Consider the following 15,338-nt stretch of genomic DNA (forward strand, 5'->3'; position numbering starts at 1 on the left):
CATGTTGCATGCAACTTTTCAAGCAGAGTTGGAACCGCCATGGCTTTTCAATAGCGATAGGATGGTTCGGCGATCCCCCGAAATCCGGTTGCGATTGCAAACAGGCCGCCCGCCTGCTCCCCCATCGGCTGGTCGCCCGGAATATGACGATGACCGGCAGTCGTGAGATACAGGGTCGAAAGATCCGGTCCGCCAAAGGCGATCTTTGTCGGCTGAAGCACCGGCACCGGGATTTCCCGGTCCAGCCTGCCATCGGGCGTATAGCGCGCCACCGCGCCCTTCATCAGCAGCGCAACCCAATAGCCGCCCTCTGCATCCGTCTCGCCGCCATCGAATATGCCGTCGTTGCGGTCACGTTCAGCGAAGATGCGCCGGTTGGTCGGCGTGCCCGTTTCGATATCATAGTCGAAGGCATAGACCGTGGCAGCGGGGGAATCGGCCAGATACATGGTCCGTCCATCCGGGCTGAACGCGATGCCGTTGCTGCACGTGATGTCGTCAACGATCGGCATCAGGCGCCGGTCGTCCAGTCGATAGAGCGCGGCGCGGCCTGCGATCTGCTGCTCATAATAGGACAGGTCCACCGATCCGATGATATAGCGCCCCTGCCGGTCGCAGCGCCCGTCATTGAAACGATGCGTTTCGAGCGGATAGGGCGGCGGCGCGGCAATCGGTGTCAGCGTACCGCTCGCCCGGTCGAAATCGAATAACCCGGTGTGCAAGGCCACGACGATCGGTTCACCCGCGCCCCGGATCGCAAAGCTGCTGACGTGGGCGGGCATCAGCCAGCTTTCATTAGCGCCCGTGGCCGGGTCGAAAGCGTTGAGCCGAAACGCGAGCTGATCGACCCAGAATAATGTCTGTTTCGGCCTCCGACCAGACCGGCGTTTCGCCTGACTCCGCCTTGATATCAAGCACGCATTCGATGCGCTCCTGCATCGCCGTCCGGCTCGCCTCCCTCTCATCGGTCATAGAAAGCGCGCCCCCCGTCCACATGAAAAGTGCGGCTGGTGATGTAACTGGCCGCCGGTCCCGCCAGAAACACGATGACCCCGCCAATATCCTGTTCTCCGTCCCCCATGCGCCGCATGGGAATCATCGACAGTTGATGCGCCTGCTCCGTCTCGGTCAGGCTTTGCCACCAGGTGTCAAACAACGGAGTCGCCACCATCGGACAGACGGTATTGACGGTAATGCCATATTGCCCCCAGCCGGTCGCCGCCGTCTTGGTCAGGCCGCGCACGCCTTCCTTGGCAATCGCATAGGCGCCCACTTCGGGCAGGCCCATGGTTGCGCCGCCCGACCCGAAATTGACGATGCGCCCGCCCTGCGCCCTCATCGTCGGGAACACCGCCTGCATCATATAGAGCGAACCATGGATGGACGATCGCAGGACAAGGTCCAGATTGGCGTCGTCCACGTCCTCGATCGGCCTGTTATCGGTCGACACCGCATTGTTGACCAGCAGCCACACCGGCCCCAATTCCGCCTGCGTCTTTGCTACCGCAGCATTCACCTGCCCCCGGTCGGTGATGTCGCAAACCGCGACGATAGCCCGTCCGCCTGCTTCCTCAATCAACGCACGGGTCTTTTCCAGCGTTTCGGCGGTACGGCCAACCAACGCCACAGCCGCTCCGGCCTTGGCGACGGCCAAAGCTATACCGATCCCCATGCCCGACCCGCTGCCGGTAATGATCGCCACCTTGCCTTCCAGCGACTGCTCCATACCTTGCTTCCTCACTATGATATTCGCCAGCGGCGCTCGTTTCAGAGCAATCCAGACTTGCCGCCAGACCATGGCAGATAAGGGAAATAACGCTCCGTCTGCGCCCACAGCGTCGGAATGATGGTGGGGGCGCTCAGGTCGCGGATCATTTCGATCTGCACAGCGACGCTTTCGGGCGTGATGGACGGATCGAACATGCCTTCATTGTCGAAGATCGCCAGCCGGGCCACGCGCCCGCCGCCGACGTTGAAGATCTCACCGCCGAAATCCAGCGCCTCGCTGCACAGATAGGCGACGAAGGCGGATACTTTTTCCGGCTGAAAATGGGTGCGATACCAGAGCGCGATATTGTCCTGCGACGTTTCCGTGAGTCGTGACGCACCAGTAGGAAAGACGCCGTTCACCAGGATATTATGCGGCCGTCCGTCAAAGGCAGCATCGTGCGTCAGCCCCAACAAGCCCGCCTTGCCCGCAGCATAGGGCCCCAGATGCCCAGCGCCCAACACAGCCGAAGACATCACATTGACGATACGGCCATAGGCCTGCGCGCGCATCAGCGGCCAGACGCGACGCAACAGCATATAGGGGCCGATGAAGTTGGTGCGCAGCACCCCCTCTATTTCCTCGTCCTCAAAGGCATCGGGTTCACCGATCAACGCACCGCCCGCATTATTGACGAGGATGTCGACCCGACCGAAGGCATCGAGCGCATGTTCCACTATCTCGCGCGCGGACTGGCCGGTGCCAACCATGCCAGCATCCGCCTCTGCCTCTCCCCCAGCGGCCCGGATCTCATCCACCACTGCCTGCGCCTGTGAGATCGTGCCGGGCGTCAGGGTGGACTGCGCGCCACCATAATCATTCACCAGCACCCTGGCGCCACGCTCCGCCAGCAAAAGCGCATGGGCGCGGCCCATGCCGCGCCCCGCGCCGGTAACGATCGCAACCCGGCCGTCCAGGCGAATCATGCCTATCTCCCTTGCGGACAATATACATGCAACATGCACGAACTGGTCCGCCGGGAAGAAGGCATCATATATGCAGATATATGCCTCTACGACGCCACAGGACGCGTGACGACCTTCCGCGGCGACCAGCGCCGCCGTGCCCGCGAGCTGTTAAAGGATAAGCGTCGATTGCAGATGAAAGGCGCGGGTGCGTTCGATATGCGCCCGCATCTGCTTTTCCGCCTCGTCCGGATCTCTGGCGGCAATGGCAGCGATGATCGCCTGATGATCGCGCAGCACCGCTCGACCGCTCCACCCCTTCGCTCGCGACAGGCGGCTGTTCAGGACACGCAATTGCTGGTCGATCTGGATCAGGTGCCGGGCCAGACGCGCATTGCCCGCTCCTTCGCTGATCATGCCGTGAAAGGCCGCGTCCAGTTCGACATGGCGTGCCAGATCGCCCTGTTGAACGACCGCTTCATGCTGGGTGAACAAGGTCTTGAGCGCCGCTACCGCCTCCTTGTCCATCCGCTCGGCAGCGCGACGGACCGTCATGATTTCCAGTCCTTCGCGAATATCGAGCAGATCCAGTATTTCCGGTGTACCCCCGGTGATGACCGCAACGCCAGTGCTGGAGCGCGATTCAACCAGCCCTTCCCGCTCCAACAGGATCAGCCCTTCCCGCGCCGGCGTGCGGCTGACCCCCAGTTGTCGCGCAATTTCAGGAACGCTCAGATGCGTCCCAGGGGCCAGGGCACCCGACAATATGGCGCTGCGCAGTCGCTCCGCCACCTGATCGGTCAGCGCTTCGGGGCGCGCAAGCCGTTCGAAAAACTCGGGAGACTTCTCCGCCTTGTCGATATTTTTCTTTTCACTGTGCATGCAACATCCATGCAGCCAATCCGGCGATGTTGCAATTCCCGCGCACAATCCTCCCGCCTGCCTCAATCTGGATGCGGGTAGCCTTAATCCAGGGTCATCAGATGCGCATTGCTATATGGGCGGATTTCATCGACCCGCCCATCGCGCAATTGATTAGGCCATTCAGGATTGCTGATGAGCATGCGCCCAACACCAATGAGGTCGAATTCGCCCGCTTCCATTCGGTCGATCAAGGGATCAAGGCTGGCCAGACCTGAATCGGTCAGCGAGAAGTCCTCCCCCTCCGCCCAGTTGGACCGCTCAAGCCCCACCGATCCAACCGTCATTGTCGGTTTTCCGGTGAGCTTCCTGGTCCAGCCTGCAAGATTCAGCGTGCTGTCGGCAAATTCCGGTTCCCAAAAACGTCGGGTCGAGCAATCGAACAGATCGACCCCGGCGTCCGTCAACGGGCGCAGGAATGCCTCCAGTTCCTGCGGCGTCTGCGCGATCTTGCTGTGATAATCCTGTTGCTTCCATTGCGACCAGCGAAACAGTATCGGAAAGTCGGGACCGGTCGCCTCGCGCACCGCCCGGATCAGTTCGGCGGCAAAGCGCGTGCGACTGACCAGATCGCCGCCATAATGATCGTCCCGCCGGTTGGTGCGATCCCAGAAGAACTGGTCAATGATATAGCCGTGCGCGCCGTGGATATTGACGCCGTCGCAACCCATCGCCTTCGCCGCCACCGCCGCACGCGCGAAGGCGGCGATGACGTCCGCAATCTCTTCTTCGGTCATGGGCTGCCCGATCTGCGCCGCCAAGATGATGGGCGTAATCCAGCCCGCAATATGAACCAGCGGCTCGGCCCAGCCTGATGGGCCAACCGGCGGCAGATGCGGGCTGGGAATCTGCGGGTGATCCGACGATGGCGGGCGCAACAGCCCAGCATGCCAGAGCTGTGGCATGAACAGGCCGCCCTCGGCATGGACAGCCTCCACGACATTCGCCCAGACGCCAAGCGCGCGTTCGCCGTGAAAGGCCGCGTGCATCACGTCGCTGGACGCGACGGGATGGTCCACGCACGACGCCTCGCCAATGCATAGGCCTACTCCGCCGTGTGCACGCCGTGCGAAATAGTTGACGAAACCCGGCGGCTGCACGCCGTCATCAGCGAAGTTGCGGCCCATGGGCGACATGACTATCCGGTTGGGCAGGGTCACGCCGTTGAAGGTAAAAGGTTCAAACAGGGCTGAAAGATCACGCATTATGGAATCCTACCACGATGTCGCCAGGCGTGAGGCTCAACGCTCGGCTCCTGGCTCGAACACGGCAGCGGTCAGGTGCTGGCCACCGTCCGCCAGAACCTTGTGACCGACGATGAAGCAGGCTTCGTCCGACACCAGGAACATCGCCGCGCCACCGATATCCTCGACCGGATCGGCGAGACGCGGCATGGCGCTGTTTTCCATCAGGATGCGCACGCTGTCCGTCCGCTTTGCGCGATAATCCCGGAACACTGGAATATCCGGCATCGCGCCCTGAAGGAAATTGACGAGAATGCCATCCTTCGCCCATTCCACGCCCGCCGAACGGGTCAGGCTGGCCAGCGCACCGTCCATGGTGACTGCATCTGTCACCCCTTCATTGGCCGTAGGACCGTAGATGGAACCTAGGTTGACGATCCGCCCTCCACCTGCCTTCCGCATGAACGGCTGGACCGCGCGCATCGCATGCACCGCACCCAGCACCACATCCTTAAAGGCGGCAGAGAAATCATCGGGATCCTTGTCGGCCAACCGATCCCATTTCAGCGCGGCATGCTGACCATTGAGCAATATGTCGATGCGACCATGCGTGGCCACCACCTCCTTCGCTAGCGCATCGACCGCAGCTGCGTCGGTCAGGTCCACCGTGCGTGCCTGTGCGCCGGGGATCGCCATTGCGGCGCCCTCGGCAGCGGTCGCATCGCCATCGACCAGAACCACTTTCGCGCCTTCACGCGCGAACCGCCGCGCAATACCCTGCGTCACGGCATTGGCCGCGCCAGTGACGATGACAACCTGTCCCTCAATCAAGCCCATTTTTCTTCTCCCCGCTCAGGCCCCAGCTACTTCGACGGCGGACTGGCTGTGCCCACGATGGATGTCCGTTCCCTCCTCGTGCATCTGCAAGGGCGCGGTCGCCCAGACCCCGCCATCTACGCAAAAAACCTGCCCCGTGATGAAGCGGTCATTGTCGCTGACCAGCCCCAGTACGGCGCCTGCAATGTCGATCTCGCAATTCCCCATGCGGCGCATAGGAAATTGCTGCACGCTGGCTTGCGCCATGGCTGCATTCTGATCCGCCCAGGTCCGGTAAGCCCAGCTATCACCCGCTGGCGTGATGCAGTTGACGGTGATGTTGTCCCTGCCGAATTCACGCGCTGCGCTGCGGGTCAGCGCCTCATTGGCCGACTTGGTGATGTTGTAGTCGCTGGAATAGGGCTGGCCCCAGATATTCCAGTGGCTTGAGAAATAGATCAGACGCCCGCCGCCAACCTTGCGCATATGCGGCACGGCCGCCCGGCTGGTCCAGAGCGATTGGTAGAAACCGGTCGCCAGCGTCATCGCATAGTCCGCATCCGGCTTGTTTTCGATCGATCGCACGGGCGCGATGCCCTGAGCATTGTTGACCACGATGTCGAGGCGACCGAACCGCGCCGCCGCATGGTTGACAAGATCTTCCATCTGCTGCCGGTTGCCGACATCCGCCACGACGAATACCGCTCGCTCCGCCGCGCCCGGAATTTGTGCGATCAGCGCCTCATTCTCCCGGTTGTTCTCCGCGCTGCGCGAACAATAGACGACCGACCCGCCTTCTTTCAGGAAACGCAGGACGATACCCTGCCCGATCCCCTTCGTTCCGCCAGTCACGACCGCGACTTTACCGTTCAGCCGACCATGCGCCCTCGCCATATTCCCTCTCCTTCTCTTATGCGATTTCGACCAGCGGCTGGCCCGCTGTCATGCGCCACATATCCGCCACCACGGGGAGATGGATCGTTTGCCCGCCATCGACGGCCAGCAATTGCCCCGTCACATAACGCGCCGCATCCGACAGCAGGAACAACGCAGCCTGTGCGATATCGTCGGGCTGTCCCAGATAAGGCAGCACATTATTGTCCAGCGTCATCTGAAAGAACTGATCGCCCATCTTTCGCGTGGTCGGCGTGTCGATGAAACCGGGGGCAACCGTGTTGCAGCGTATGCCCCGCTTGCCATAAGCGGTCGCGATCGACTGACTGAGACTGTGGACCGCTGCTTTCGACGCGGCATAAGCGGGCACCGTGCCGAGCGACAATATGCCAGCGGTAGAGGAGATGTTGACGATCGCGCCGCCGCCGCGGCTGAGCATTTCCGGAATGCAATATTTCGCCGCCAGCATCGGCCCGCGCAGGTTGATCTCCAGTGCGCGGTTCCAGATGGCGATGTCCATTTCATGGATCTCACCATCCGACCCGGTTTGTTCAGGGGCGTTGTAGGATACAGTGTTGTCCAGCAGGTCGATGCCGCCAAAGCGGGCCATGGTGTCGGCAACCATGGCCGCGACCTGCTCCTCGTCGCGCATGTCGACCCGCAGCGCCAGCGCCTGGCCGCCTGCGCCCTCTATGGTGGCGGCTGCCCTGCAGGCATTGCCCTCGTCTATGTCGGCAATGACGACAGCCGCACCATGCCGCGCCAGTAAAATTGCTGTGGCTTGGCCGATACCCGATCCCCCGCCCGTGACGATCGCGACCTTTCCGTCCAACATGGTCATGAGATGCTCATCCGGTGGCCATCCATGGCCCTCAGGCGCGCAAAGGCACATGCGTCCATCGCTCTCTCCTCCCATATTTTACTTTACCAAGTAATTTATATCAGGGAAATTATCTCGTCAATATGCGATATATTGAACAATAAAAAGAACGATCGTTTCTTATTTACTACACAACGCGGCAAGACTTGCGCTCAACGCGTGCTGGTACGCGGCACGGCGCCGAAGAAAGCGCGACCACCTTCATCCAGCCGAATGAATTCCGACCACACGCCCAGATCCCCACGCGTGTCGGCGTAGCTGTAATCCAGCGCCCCTGGCATCGAACCATGCATCGGCACATCATAACCCATCGCAGAAAGGCGCTTCAGCATCGCGTCGTGATCGTCGATCAGATAGCCGAAATGATGCAGATGAATCGGCCCCGTCGCCGCAGGAAGAACGTCGTCGTAAATCGTCTTCTGCTGCGGGTCGGGTTCAATGATCTCCGTCATCACATCGTCGATATAGGCAAGGGCAATACGGCGGGTCGGCGGCGGCACGCCGTCTATCGGACCCGGTGCATTGATCAGGAACTTGACCTCACCAAATTTCGCACAAAATTGCGCGCAAGCTGCGTCGACATCGCGGGTCACATAGCCCAATTGAAAAAAGCCGCCGAAAAAATTGCGCATCCTTCTCTCCATGCATCTTTTGTAATTGACGGACCGATATTGGACCGGCCGTAATCGTCCGTTTTCGCCGCGCAGTTTTATAGGTACTATTAAGAACCTATGGTAACAAGCGCGCCGTGTTTCACACTTCAGGACGACGGCAACGATGCCAGGATTGCCATGCCTTCCAACATCAGGCCCTGATCCAGTTCCGCAGCCAAGCGCTCTTTCAGATACCGGGTCAGCAGCAGCTTTGTATATCGGTTGGCAAGGTCTGGACGCGCGGCAATCACACGGGCATGTTCCCAAGCACGGGCATGCAGCTTTTCCGCTGGCAGCACCTCTCCCACAAGTCCCAGCGCCAATGCCTCCTGTGCGCCGATCTCCTGTCCGGTCATCAGGAAATATCGCCCGCGATTGGGGCCAAGCAGCATCGGCCAGATCGTCTGAACCCCATCACCCGGCACCACGCCTGCGATACCATGGGCCTTGTCTGCAAATACCGCATTGTCCGAAGCCAGCACGATATCGGCAAGCAGGGGCAGTTCGGCATGAATGAAGGCCGCACCGTTGACGGCGGCAATGACCGGAACGGGTATGGCCAGCAGGTTGTTGAACAGGTTGCGCCCTTCATTGTGGATGATGTTCCAGGTCGCGGCCGACATTGGTGGCATTTCGACATCCATGTCGAATTCAGCGCAATATTGATCGCCCGTCCCGGTCATGACGACGACGCGGGCGTCCGGGTCCGCTGCGATCTCCGCAAAGGCGATGCCCAGTTCCCGGTGCAGTCCGCCCCACAGCGCCCAGACCGCAGACTCGCCCCGATGGTGGATGCGCAATTCGACGATGCCGTCATCGCGCGTGATGGCGATATTCTCAAATGACGTTGCCAACGGTCTTCCCCTCGCGCCTGATTATGCTATGTAGCGTTCACTTGATAAGTAGTCGCGCCGCCATGGCAAGCAGAAAAGGCGAAAGAGGATGACGGGCAAGGTCAACGAGGCGGTTCAGCACGTGCTGGACACGCTGGTCGCGCAGGGTAAGGAAATCGGCGTGCAGGTGTGCGCTTGGGCAGGCGAGGAACAGATCGTCGATTGCTGGGCGGGCGTCGCCGATCCCGATACCGGCCGGCCGGTGGACGGCGACACCCTGTTCAACGTCTATTCCGTGTCGAAGGCCGTCACCGCAACCGCCATGCATATGCAGGTCGAGCGCGGACTGGTCGACTATGACGCACCGATCGCGACCTATTGGCCAGAATTCGCGCAGGCGGGAAAAGGCGACGTCACAATCCGTCATGTACTCAGCCACGTTTCCGGCGTGCTGCGCATGCCGCCCGACGTCACCCCGGAACTGATGACCAACTGGGACTGGATGTGCCGCCGCCTCGCCGAGATGGAGGGCGCCTATCCCACCGGCAGCCGATCATCCTACCAGTCGATGACCTTCGGCTGGCTGATCGGCGAAGTGGTGCGCCGCACCGATCCCAAGCGCCGCCCCTTCGGCCAGTTCGTCAAGGAAGAGATTGCCGACCCGCTGGGCTGTACCGACCTTTGGCTGGGCATTCCCGATGCGGTCGAACCGCGCATCGCCAAACTGAACGCCGCCGCCGTCTATGTCGCGCCCGACAATAATGTCATGCGCGAGGCGCAGCCCCTGGTCGTCGACCTGATGCCCGATCCGTTCGAGCGACCCTATGTCCGGCGCGCCTGCATTCCCGCCGTCGGCGGCATCTTCAACGCGCGCAGCCAGGCGCGTTTCTGGGCGATGCTGGCCAATGGTGGGGAGTTCCACGGTGTCCGCCTCTTGTCGGAAGAACGCGTCGCCAGCTTCGCCGCCCCCCGTCCACATTTTGACGATGCTGACCCGGTGTTCTTCGGCATGAAAGTGCCGATCGCCTGGTCCGGCTTCTGGCTGGGGGGGGCGGAAGCGCCGCCCGTGTCGGCTCCGCGCAATATGCGCGCACTGTGCCATCCGGGCATGGGCGGCAATATCGGCTGGGCCGATCCCGATCTGAAACTGGCGGTCGCCTTCTGCCACAACCGCATGTTCGACACGATCGAGATCGCGGAAGACAGTCGCACGATCATCGGCGACGCAATCCGGGAGGCCCTGTGAGCGAGGATGTGAGCAAGGACATAATCTGGGATTATATTATCGTCGGCGGCGGGTCGGCGGGCTGCGTACTGGCCGATCGGCTGTCGACCAGCCTGAACAATAGCGTGCTGCTGCTGGAGGCAGGGCCGGAAGATCGCAACCCATTCATCCACATGCCGCGCGGCGCGGCCAAACTCTATACCGATCCCCGACACGCCTGGTATTTCCAGACGGAGGGGCATGATGATGTTCCCTCTGAAACCTGGATTCGCGGCAAGATGCTGGGCGGATCGTCCTCCATCAACGGCATGATGTATTTTCGCGGCCAGGCGGAGGACTATGATCATTGGGAAGCGCTCGGCGCCAAAGGTTGGGGTTGGAACAAGATAGGCCCTGCCTTCCGGGCGATGGAAGGCCATGAACTGGGCGGCGACGAGGTGCGGGGTGGCGATGGCCCGCTCCATATTTCGGTGGAGCCGGACCGCGACCCGCTGACTGAAGCCTTCATCGCCGCAGGCGCGCAAATGGGTGTTCCGCGTATCGCCGACCTCAACCGTTCCGGCGGCGAAGGCGTTGGCTATACTACGCGCACCATCTGGAAGGGCAAACGGCAAAGCGCCGCCCAGACATTCCTGAAGCGCGCACGCGGACGATCCAATCTGCGCGTCATTACCGGCGCAGTCGTGGAGAAGATAGTCTTCGATGGACGCCGCGCCACCGGCGTGCGTGCGATCGTGAACGGCATGGCGCGGGATTTTTCCAGCGGACGCGACATCATCCTGTCCGCTGGCGCGCTGATGTCTCCGCAAATACTGCAACGATCGGGCGTCGGCCCGGCCACTCTGCTCAAGGCATTGGGCATTGATGTCGTGACCAACAGTCCGGGCGTGGGCAAACATATGCTCGAACATCGACTGCTGTCGATGGTATATGACCTTGCCCAGCCCCTTAGCCACAACAGGAAACTTCAGGGCCTGCCACTCGTCGGCAATGTGCTGCGCTATTATCTGACTCGCACCGGCACGATGGCGGCGGGATATGGCAATGTCGGCGCCTTTGCCAAAGTCCTGCCGGAATCGGAAACGCCGGACATCGAAATCCTGCTTTCACCAGCCGTCGCAGCGCCTGATGCCAGGGGCAATATGGTCGCTGACAAAGCCCACAGCATCACGCTTTTCGGCTATCCGCTGCGGTCGCGGAGCGAAGGATCGGTACACATCACCTCGTCCGATCCCGCCCAGCCCGCCAAAATCCGGGCGGGCTATCTGACCGATCCCTATGACTGCGCGGTCACGGTCGCGATGCATCGCTATCTGCGCGAATGGATGTCGCGCCCCGCCCTCGCCCAGATAGTCATAGGCGAGCGCGAACCCACGCGATCACTTCAGACCGATAACGAGATATTGGCGGCTTTTCGCCAGATCGGCCAGGCGGGATACCATGCCTGCGGCACCTGTCGCATGGGCGATTTTGACGATGCGGTGCTGGACGCAAAATTGCGCGTCAAGGGCGTTGACGGATTGCGCGTCATGGACGGATCGATCATGCCCACGATGGTATCAGCCAATACCAACGGACCCATCATGGCATCCGCCTGGAATGCGGCCGACATCATCCTGGAGGGCCGGAATCATTAGCAGCGTAGAACAGCTTCAGGACCAGCCCAGGACAAGGCGGCGGCGGCGCACGCGCGAGGATGTGGTTCAACGCATCTGCGACGCCGCGCGCGAACTCTTTGCAGAGCGCGGCTACGGTTCCACCACCACGCGAGAGATAGCGCGCCTAGCCGATGTCAGTGAAACATTGCTGTTCCGCTATTATGGCGACAAGGCGACCCTGTTCAATGACGTCGTCATCGCGCCGTTCCAGCAGTTGATGGACGCATTCGTCACGCTGCATCCTGACCCGACCGCCAATTTCGATCGCGAAGCAGAGACTCGACGTTTCACGCGACAGGTCTATGGACTGTTCGAGGATAATGAGGAAATATTCCGCGCCCTTCTGACAGGCCCGGTGCGATCCGACAGCGAGGAATCCGCCCCCGGTCTGCGCGGACTGGCGCCCTTTTTCGACCAGTCGGTCGATCAAGTCCAGCGGCGCTATGCCTTGGCCGGCATTGATCCGCCATTCGACTTGCATATCGGCGTCCGGCTGGGTTTTGGCATGATCGCGGCCAGCGTCGTGCTACGCGACGCGCTGTTCCCCGATGCCCGGCCAGACCGCGAGGCGGTGATCAACGTCCTTGAACAGTTGGTCGCGGGTTCGCTGTTGGGACCGCCGCTCGATTGACAGACTCACGCCCTTCCATTATGTAGTAAATACTTCATAGGAGAGGTCCGGTCATGGAAACCGCCATCAAGATACAGGAATTTGACGACCCCAGCTATGATCCGTTCAATTCGGACGAGATCAATTTCGGCGACACGCGCGACCCTTATCCCGCCATTGCCCAGTGGCGCGCGCAGGCGCCTGTGCTGGAGGGCGACTATCGCCCAAGAATGGGCCTCCATTCGGCCATGTATCCTGACCGCAAGATGTTCACGGTCGTGGGAACCGAAGAAATTCTTCAGGTACTGACCGACACTGACCGATTTTCCAATGCAGGCTACAAGTTCAACCTGGGCGAAACCTTCGGCCGGGGCAGCATCAGCACCATGGACAATCCCGAACATGGTCGCTGGCGCAAGATTTTCCAGAAAATCTTCCTGCCTCAATATGTGAAGACCTGGGGCGAATCGATCGTCGATCCCGTCGTCCACAATCTGATGGACCAGTTCCTTGCTCGCGGGCACGCGGACCTCATCGAAGAATTCACGCTCCGTTATCCCTTCGAGGTCATCTACAAGCAGCTTGATCTGCCCGCAGCCGACGTCCGCACATTTCAGCGACTGGCCCTCGGCCAGACCGATTACGTCAACGCCGACAAGGCGATCGAGGCGGGACGAAAGCTGGGCGACTATTATATCGCGCTGGTCGAGGAACGCCGTAAAAACCCCGGCGACGATCTGGTCAGCCTGCTCGCGAACACGGAAGTCGATGGCGACTATCTGCCGGAAGTCGTGCTGATCTCCTTCCTGCGCCAGTTGATGAACGCAGCGGGTGACACGACCTATCGCGGCACCAGTGTATTGCTGACCGCGTTGCTGGAAAACCCCGACCAGTTCGACGCAATCCGCGCAGACCGCGCCCTCATCCCCCTCGCCATCGAGGAAGCGCTGCGCTGGGACGGTCCGGTCGCGGTCCAGTTGCGCATGGCCAGTCAGGATGTCGTGCTGGGCGGCGTCGACATTCCCGCCGGCTCGCTGCTCGACGTGGTTGCGGCTGCGGCAAACCGCGATCCGGCCATCTACCCGAACCCTGACAGGTTCGACATCCACCGCGATCGAAAGGCGCATTTCGCCTTTTCACGCGGACCGCATATCTGCGTGGGCCAGCATCTGGCGCGCGTCGAAATGACCCGCGCGCTGCATGCCGTGATCGACCACATGCCCAACCTGCGCTTCGACCCGGACAAGCCGAAGCCGGAAATTCGCGGATCGATGATGCGCGTGCCGAAGCATCTCTACGTCCGTTTCGGCAACTGATCCCATATTCAGCGTAGGACACAGTTTATAATGCCCACTATCATCATCACCACCCGCGAGGGTGAGGAACGTCCACTGACTGCCGACGAGGGGCTATCGCTGATGGAGGTCATCCGCGACGCGGGGATCGATGAACTGCTCGCCCTATGCGGTGGCTGCTGTTCCTGCGCGACCTGCCATGTGAAAGTCGATCCGGCGTTCGTAGCGGTTCTGCCCCCGATCAGCGAGGATGAAAGCGACCTGCTCGACAGTTCGGACCACCGCGACGCCTATTCGCGGCTGTCGTGCCAGATCCCGGTAACGGTCGAACTGGAAGGGCTGCGCATCACGATCGCGGCAGAGGACTAATAGGTCCCGGCCATCGGCAAGACGGCAAAACGCCATCGGCGCAACAACATCCATAATATAAAGAGGATGAGAGAATGGCGAGCATCGCTGAGAGTCCCACCCGCCCCACGCATATCCCGGCCGAACTCGTCCGGGATTTCAATCTTTATGACATTCCCGGATCGGCAGAGGATGTGCAAGCTGCCTATGCCGCAATCCAACAAGCCAATCCCGACATCTTCTGGACGCCCCATAATGGCGGCCACTGGGTAGCGACGCGTGGCGAGGATATCATCGCCATGCAGCGCGATTATCAGCACTTCTCACACAAACATATCGTTCTGCCCCCCATGCCGGATGGTGCCCCCCGGCAGATCCCGCTGGAAATGGACCCACCCGAACATGCGCGTTACCGGCGGCCACTGATGCAGTCGCTGATGCCCGCCATCGTCGCCGAACTGGAATCCACGGTGCGTACCGTCGCCATCGAAGCGATCGAATGCGTTCTGCCCAACGGCGAATGCGAATTCATCGAGGATTTTGCCAAGGTTCTGCCGATCCATGTCTTTCTGGAACTGGTTGACCTGCCGATAGCAGACAAGGCCATACTCCTCCCCCTTGCCGAAGATTCGGTGCGCGGCAGCACGGCTGAGATACGGATGCGCGCGCATCAGGACATGGGCCGCTATCTGCTCGACAAAGTCCGCGAGCGGCGTGAAAATCCCGGCAGCGACCTGCTCAGCAAACTCGTGAATGTCGATCTGGGCGATGGCCGGATTTCCGAAAAGGAAGCGGTGGAATATTCCACGCTGGTGCTGTTTGGCGGGCTGGACACAGTCGCAGGCATGATCGGATTCATCGCCCGCTTTCTCGCGATGAACCCCGGCCACCGCCGACAACTGGTGGAAAGGCTGGATGACGACGCTTTCCTGAAGCACGCCATTGAGGAAATGATTCGCCGCCATGGACTGGCCAATACATCCCGCGTGATCGTTGAGGATTTTCAATATAAGGGCGTGAACTTCCACGCCGGCGACCGCATCCTGCCCGCGAACCTCTGGGTTGGCATGGACGATCGCCTGAATGAGAACCCGCTGGTGGTCGATTTCAATCGGGAAAAGCCGGTTCACGCAGCCTTCGGCAACGGTGCCCATGCCTGCCCCGGCGCAGTTCTGGCCCGGCGTGAAATCCGCATCTTCCTCCAGGAATGGCTGAGCCGCATTCCAGATTTCCACATCAAGCCGGGCACGAAGCCGATCCTGGCCACCGGCATGGTCAACGGCGTTTTGCGGCTGGACCTGATTTGGTCATGATCCATGAACCGGTGCTGCGAAGCCATTCGCATCGC

16 protein-coding genes are annotated in these 15,338 nt (G+C 60.9%); 6 read left to right on the forward strand and 10 right to left on the reverse strand.

From position 1 onward, the window contains the following. Positions 1-47 precede the first annotated feature (47 nt). The 10 genes from WFR25_RS14655 to WFR25_RS14700 form a co-directional block, all read right to left on the reverse strand. A complete protein-coding gene (locus tag WFR25_RS14655) occupies positions 48-965 on the reverse strand; it encodes an SMP-30/gluconolactonase/LRE family protein (protein WP_336971884.1) in 918 nt (305 codons plus the stop codon). Next, the gene (locus tag WFR25_RS14660) at positions 962-1,741 is read right to left on the reverse strand and encodes an SDR family NAD(P)-dependent oxidoreductase (RefSeq protein ID WP_336971886.1); all 780 of its coding nucleotides are present in this window, start codon (positions 1,739-1,741) and stop codon (positions 962-964) included. Before WFR25_RS14660 ends, WFR25_RS14655 begins: the two co-directional genes overlap by 4 nt. Positions 1,742-1,767: 26 nt before the next feature. Continuing rightward, positions 1,768-2,694, reverse strand: a complete 927-nt coding sequence (locus WFR25_RS14665) for an SDR family NAD(P)-dependent oxidoreductase (RefSeq protein WP_336971888.1) — start codon at positions 2,692-2,694, stop codon at positions 1,768-1,770. 150 nt (positions 2,695-2,844) lie between these two features. Continuing rightward, positions 2,845-3,555 (reverse strand): GntR family transcriptional regulator, encoded by a 711-nt coding sequence (locus WFR25_RS14670; RefSeq protein WP_336971892.1) that lies wholly within the window; start codon positions 3,553-3,555, stop codon positions 2,845-2,847. Positions 3,556-3,638: 83 nt separating this feature from the next. Then, positions 3,639-4,799: an NADH:flavin oxidoreductase gene (locus WFR25_RS14675; protein ID WP_336971894.1), complete on the reverse strand. Its 1,161-nt coding sequence runs from the start codon at positions 4,797-4,799 to the stop codon at positions 3,639-3,641. A 36-nt stretch (positions 4,800-4,835) separates the two neighbouring features. Further along, positions 4,836-5,615 (reverse strand): SDR family NAD(P)-dependent oxidoreductase, encoded by a 780-nt coding sequence (locus WFR25_RS14680; RefSeq protein ID WP_336971896.1) that lies wholly within the window; start codon positions 5,613-5,615, stop codon positions 4,836-4,838. Between the two features lie 15 nt (positions 5,616-5,630). Next, positions 5,631-6,488, reverse strand: coding sequence for an SDR family NAD(P)-dependent oxidoreductase (locus WFR25_RS14685; protein ID WP_336971898.1), 858 nt, complete (start codon positions 6,486-6,488; stop codon positions 5,631-5,633). Positions 6,489-6,504: 16 nt separating this feature from the next. Then, on the reverse strand, positions 6,505-7,329 hold the full coding sequence (locus WFR25_RS14690; RefSeq protein ID WP_336971900.1) for an SDR family NAD(P)-dependent oxidoreductase: 825 nt from the start codon (positions 7,327-7,329) through the stop codon (positions 6,505-6,507). 191 nt (positions 7,330-7,520) lie between these two features. Continuing rightward, the gene (locus tag WFR25_RS14695; RefSeq protein WP_336971901.1) at positions 7,521-8,000 is read right to left on the reverse strand and encodes a VOC family protein; all 480 of its coding nucleotides are present in this window, start codon (positions 7,998-8,000) and stop codon (positions 7,521-7,523) included. Between the two features lie 128 nt (positions 8,001-8,128). Continuing rightward, positions 8,129-8,875: an enoyl-CoA hydratase/isomerase family protein gene (locus WFR25_RS14700; protein ID WP_336971904.1), complete on the reverse strand. Its 747-nt coding sequence runs from the start codon at positions 8,873-8,875 to the stop codon at positions 8,129-8,131. 88 nt (positions 8,876-8,963) lie between these two features. Here WFR25_RS14700 and WFR25_RS14705 point away from each other — a divergent pair, with 88 nt between their 5' ends. From WFR25_RS14705 to WFR25_RS14730, 6 genes are all read left to right on the forward strand, one after another. Next, on the forward strand, positions 8,964-10,100 hold the full coding sequence (locus WFR25_RS14705) for a serine hydrolase domain-containing protein (RefSeq protein WP_336971906.1): 1,137 nt from the start codon (positions 8,964-8,966) through the stop codon (positions 10,098-10,100). Next, the gene (locus tag WFR25_RS14710; RefSeq protein WP_336971908.1) at positions 10,097-11,716 is read left to right on the forward strand and encodes a GMC family oxidoreductase; all 1,620 of its coding nucleotides are present in this window, start codon (positions 10,097-10,099) and stop codon (positions 11,714-11,716) included. Before WFR25_RS14705 ends, WFR25_RS14710 begins: the two co-directional genes overlap by 4 nt. A gap of 61 nt (positions 11,717-11,777) precedes the next feature. Further along, positions 11,778-12,368 (forward strand): TetR/AcrR family transcriptional regulator, encoded by a 591-nt coding sequence (locus tag WFR25_RS14715; protein WP_336971910.1) that lies wholly within the window; start codon positions 11,778-11,780, stop codon positions 12,366-12,368. A 53-nt stretch (positions 12,369-12,421) separates the two neighbouring features. Further along, on the forward strand, positions 12,422-13,663 hold the full coding sequence (locus WFR25_RS14720) for a cytochrome P450 (RefSeq protein WP_336971911.1): 1,242 nt from the start codon (positions 12,422-12,424) through the stop codon (positions 13,661-13,663). A gap of 30 nt (positions 13,664-13,693) precedes the next feature. Then, positions 13,694-14,011 carry a 2Fe-2S iron-sulfur cluster-binding protein gene (locus WFR25_RS14725; protein WP_336971913.1) on the forward strand — a complete coding sequence of 106 codons (318 nt, stop codon included), beginning with the start codon at positions 13,694-13,696 and terminating at the stop codon, positions 14,009-14,011. A gap of 74 nt (positions 14,012-14,085) precedes the next feature. Further along, positions 14,086-15,303: a cytochrome P450 gene (locus tag WFR25_RS14730; protein WP_336971915.1), complete on the forward strand. Its 1,218-nt coding sequence runs from the start codon at positions 14,086-14,088 to the stop codon at positions 15,301-15,303. Positions 15,304-15,338: the final 35 nt, after the last annotated feature.

This window comes from Sphingobium aromaticiconvertens, from assembly GCF_037154075.1.
In the GTDB taxonomy this organism is placed as follows: domain Bacteria; phylum Pseudomonadota; class Alphaproteobacteria; order Sphingomonadales; family Sphingomonadaceae; genus Sphingobium; species Sphingobium aromaticiconvertens.

What these genes read in the sequence shown, in the direction of transcription:
- WFR25_RS14730 (WP_336971915.1), top strand. Translation starts at nt 14,086, where the DNA reads ATGGCGAGCATCGCTGAGAGTCCCACCCGCCCCACGCATATCCCGGCC.
- WFR25_RS14725 (WP_336971913.1), top strand. Translation starts at nt 13,694, where the DNA reads ATGCCCACTATCATCATCACCACCCGCGAGGGTGAGGAACGTCCACTG.
- WFR25_RS14695 (WP_336971901.1), bottom strand. Translation starts at nt 8,000, where the DNA reads ATGCGCAATTTTTTCGGCGGCTTTTTTCAATTGGGCTATGTGACCCGC.
- WFR25_RS14685 (WP_336971898.1), bottom strand. Translation starts at nt 6,488, where the DNA reads ATGGCGAGGGCGCATGGTCGGCTGAACGGTAAAGTCGCGGTCGTGACT.
- WFR25_RS14680 (WP_336971896.1), bottom strand. Translation starts at nt 5,615, where the DNA reads ATGGGCTTGATTGAGGGACAGGTTGTCATCGTCACTGGCGCGGCCAAT.
- WFR25_RS14665 (WP_336971888.1), bottom strand. Translation starts at nt 2,694, where the DNA reads ATGATTCGCCTGGACGGCCGGGTTGCGATCGTTACCGGCGCGGGGCGC.
- WFR25_RS14670 (WP_336971892.1), bottom strand. Translation starts at nt 3,555, where the DNA reads ATGCACAGTGAAAAGAAAAATATCGACAAGGCGGAGAAGTCTCCCGAG.
- WFR25_RS14690 (WP_336971900.1), bottom strand. Translation starts at nt 7,329, where the DNA reads ATGACCATGTTGGACGGAAAGGTCGCGATCGTCACGGGCGGGGGATCG.
- WFR25_RS14705 (WP_336971906.1), top strand. Translation starts at nt 8,964, where the DNA reads ATGACGGGCAAGGTCAACGAGGCGGTTCAGCACGTGCTGGACACGCTG.
- WFR25_RS14675 (WP_336971894.1), bottom strand. Translation starts at nt 4,799, where the DNA reads ATGCGTGATCTTTCAGCCCTGTTTGAACCTTTTACCTTCAACGGCGTG.
- WFR25_RS14720 (WP_336971911.1), top strand. Translation starts at nt 12,422, where the DNA reads ATGGAAACCGCCATCAAGATACAGGAATTTGACGACCCCAGCTATGAT.
- WFR25_RS14655 (WP_336971884.1), bottom strand. Translation starts at nt 965, where the DNA reads ATGAGAGGGAGGCGAGCCGGACGGCGATGCAGGAGCGCATCGAATGCG.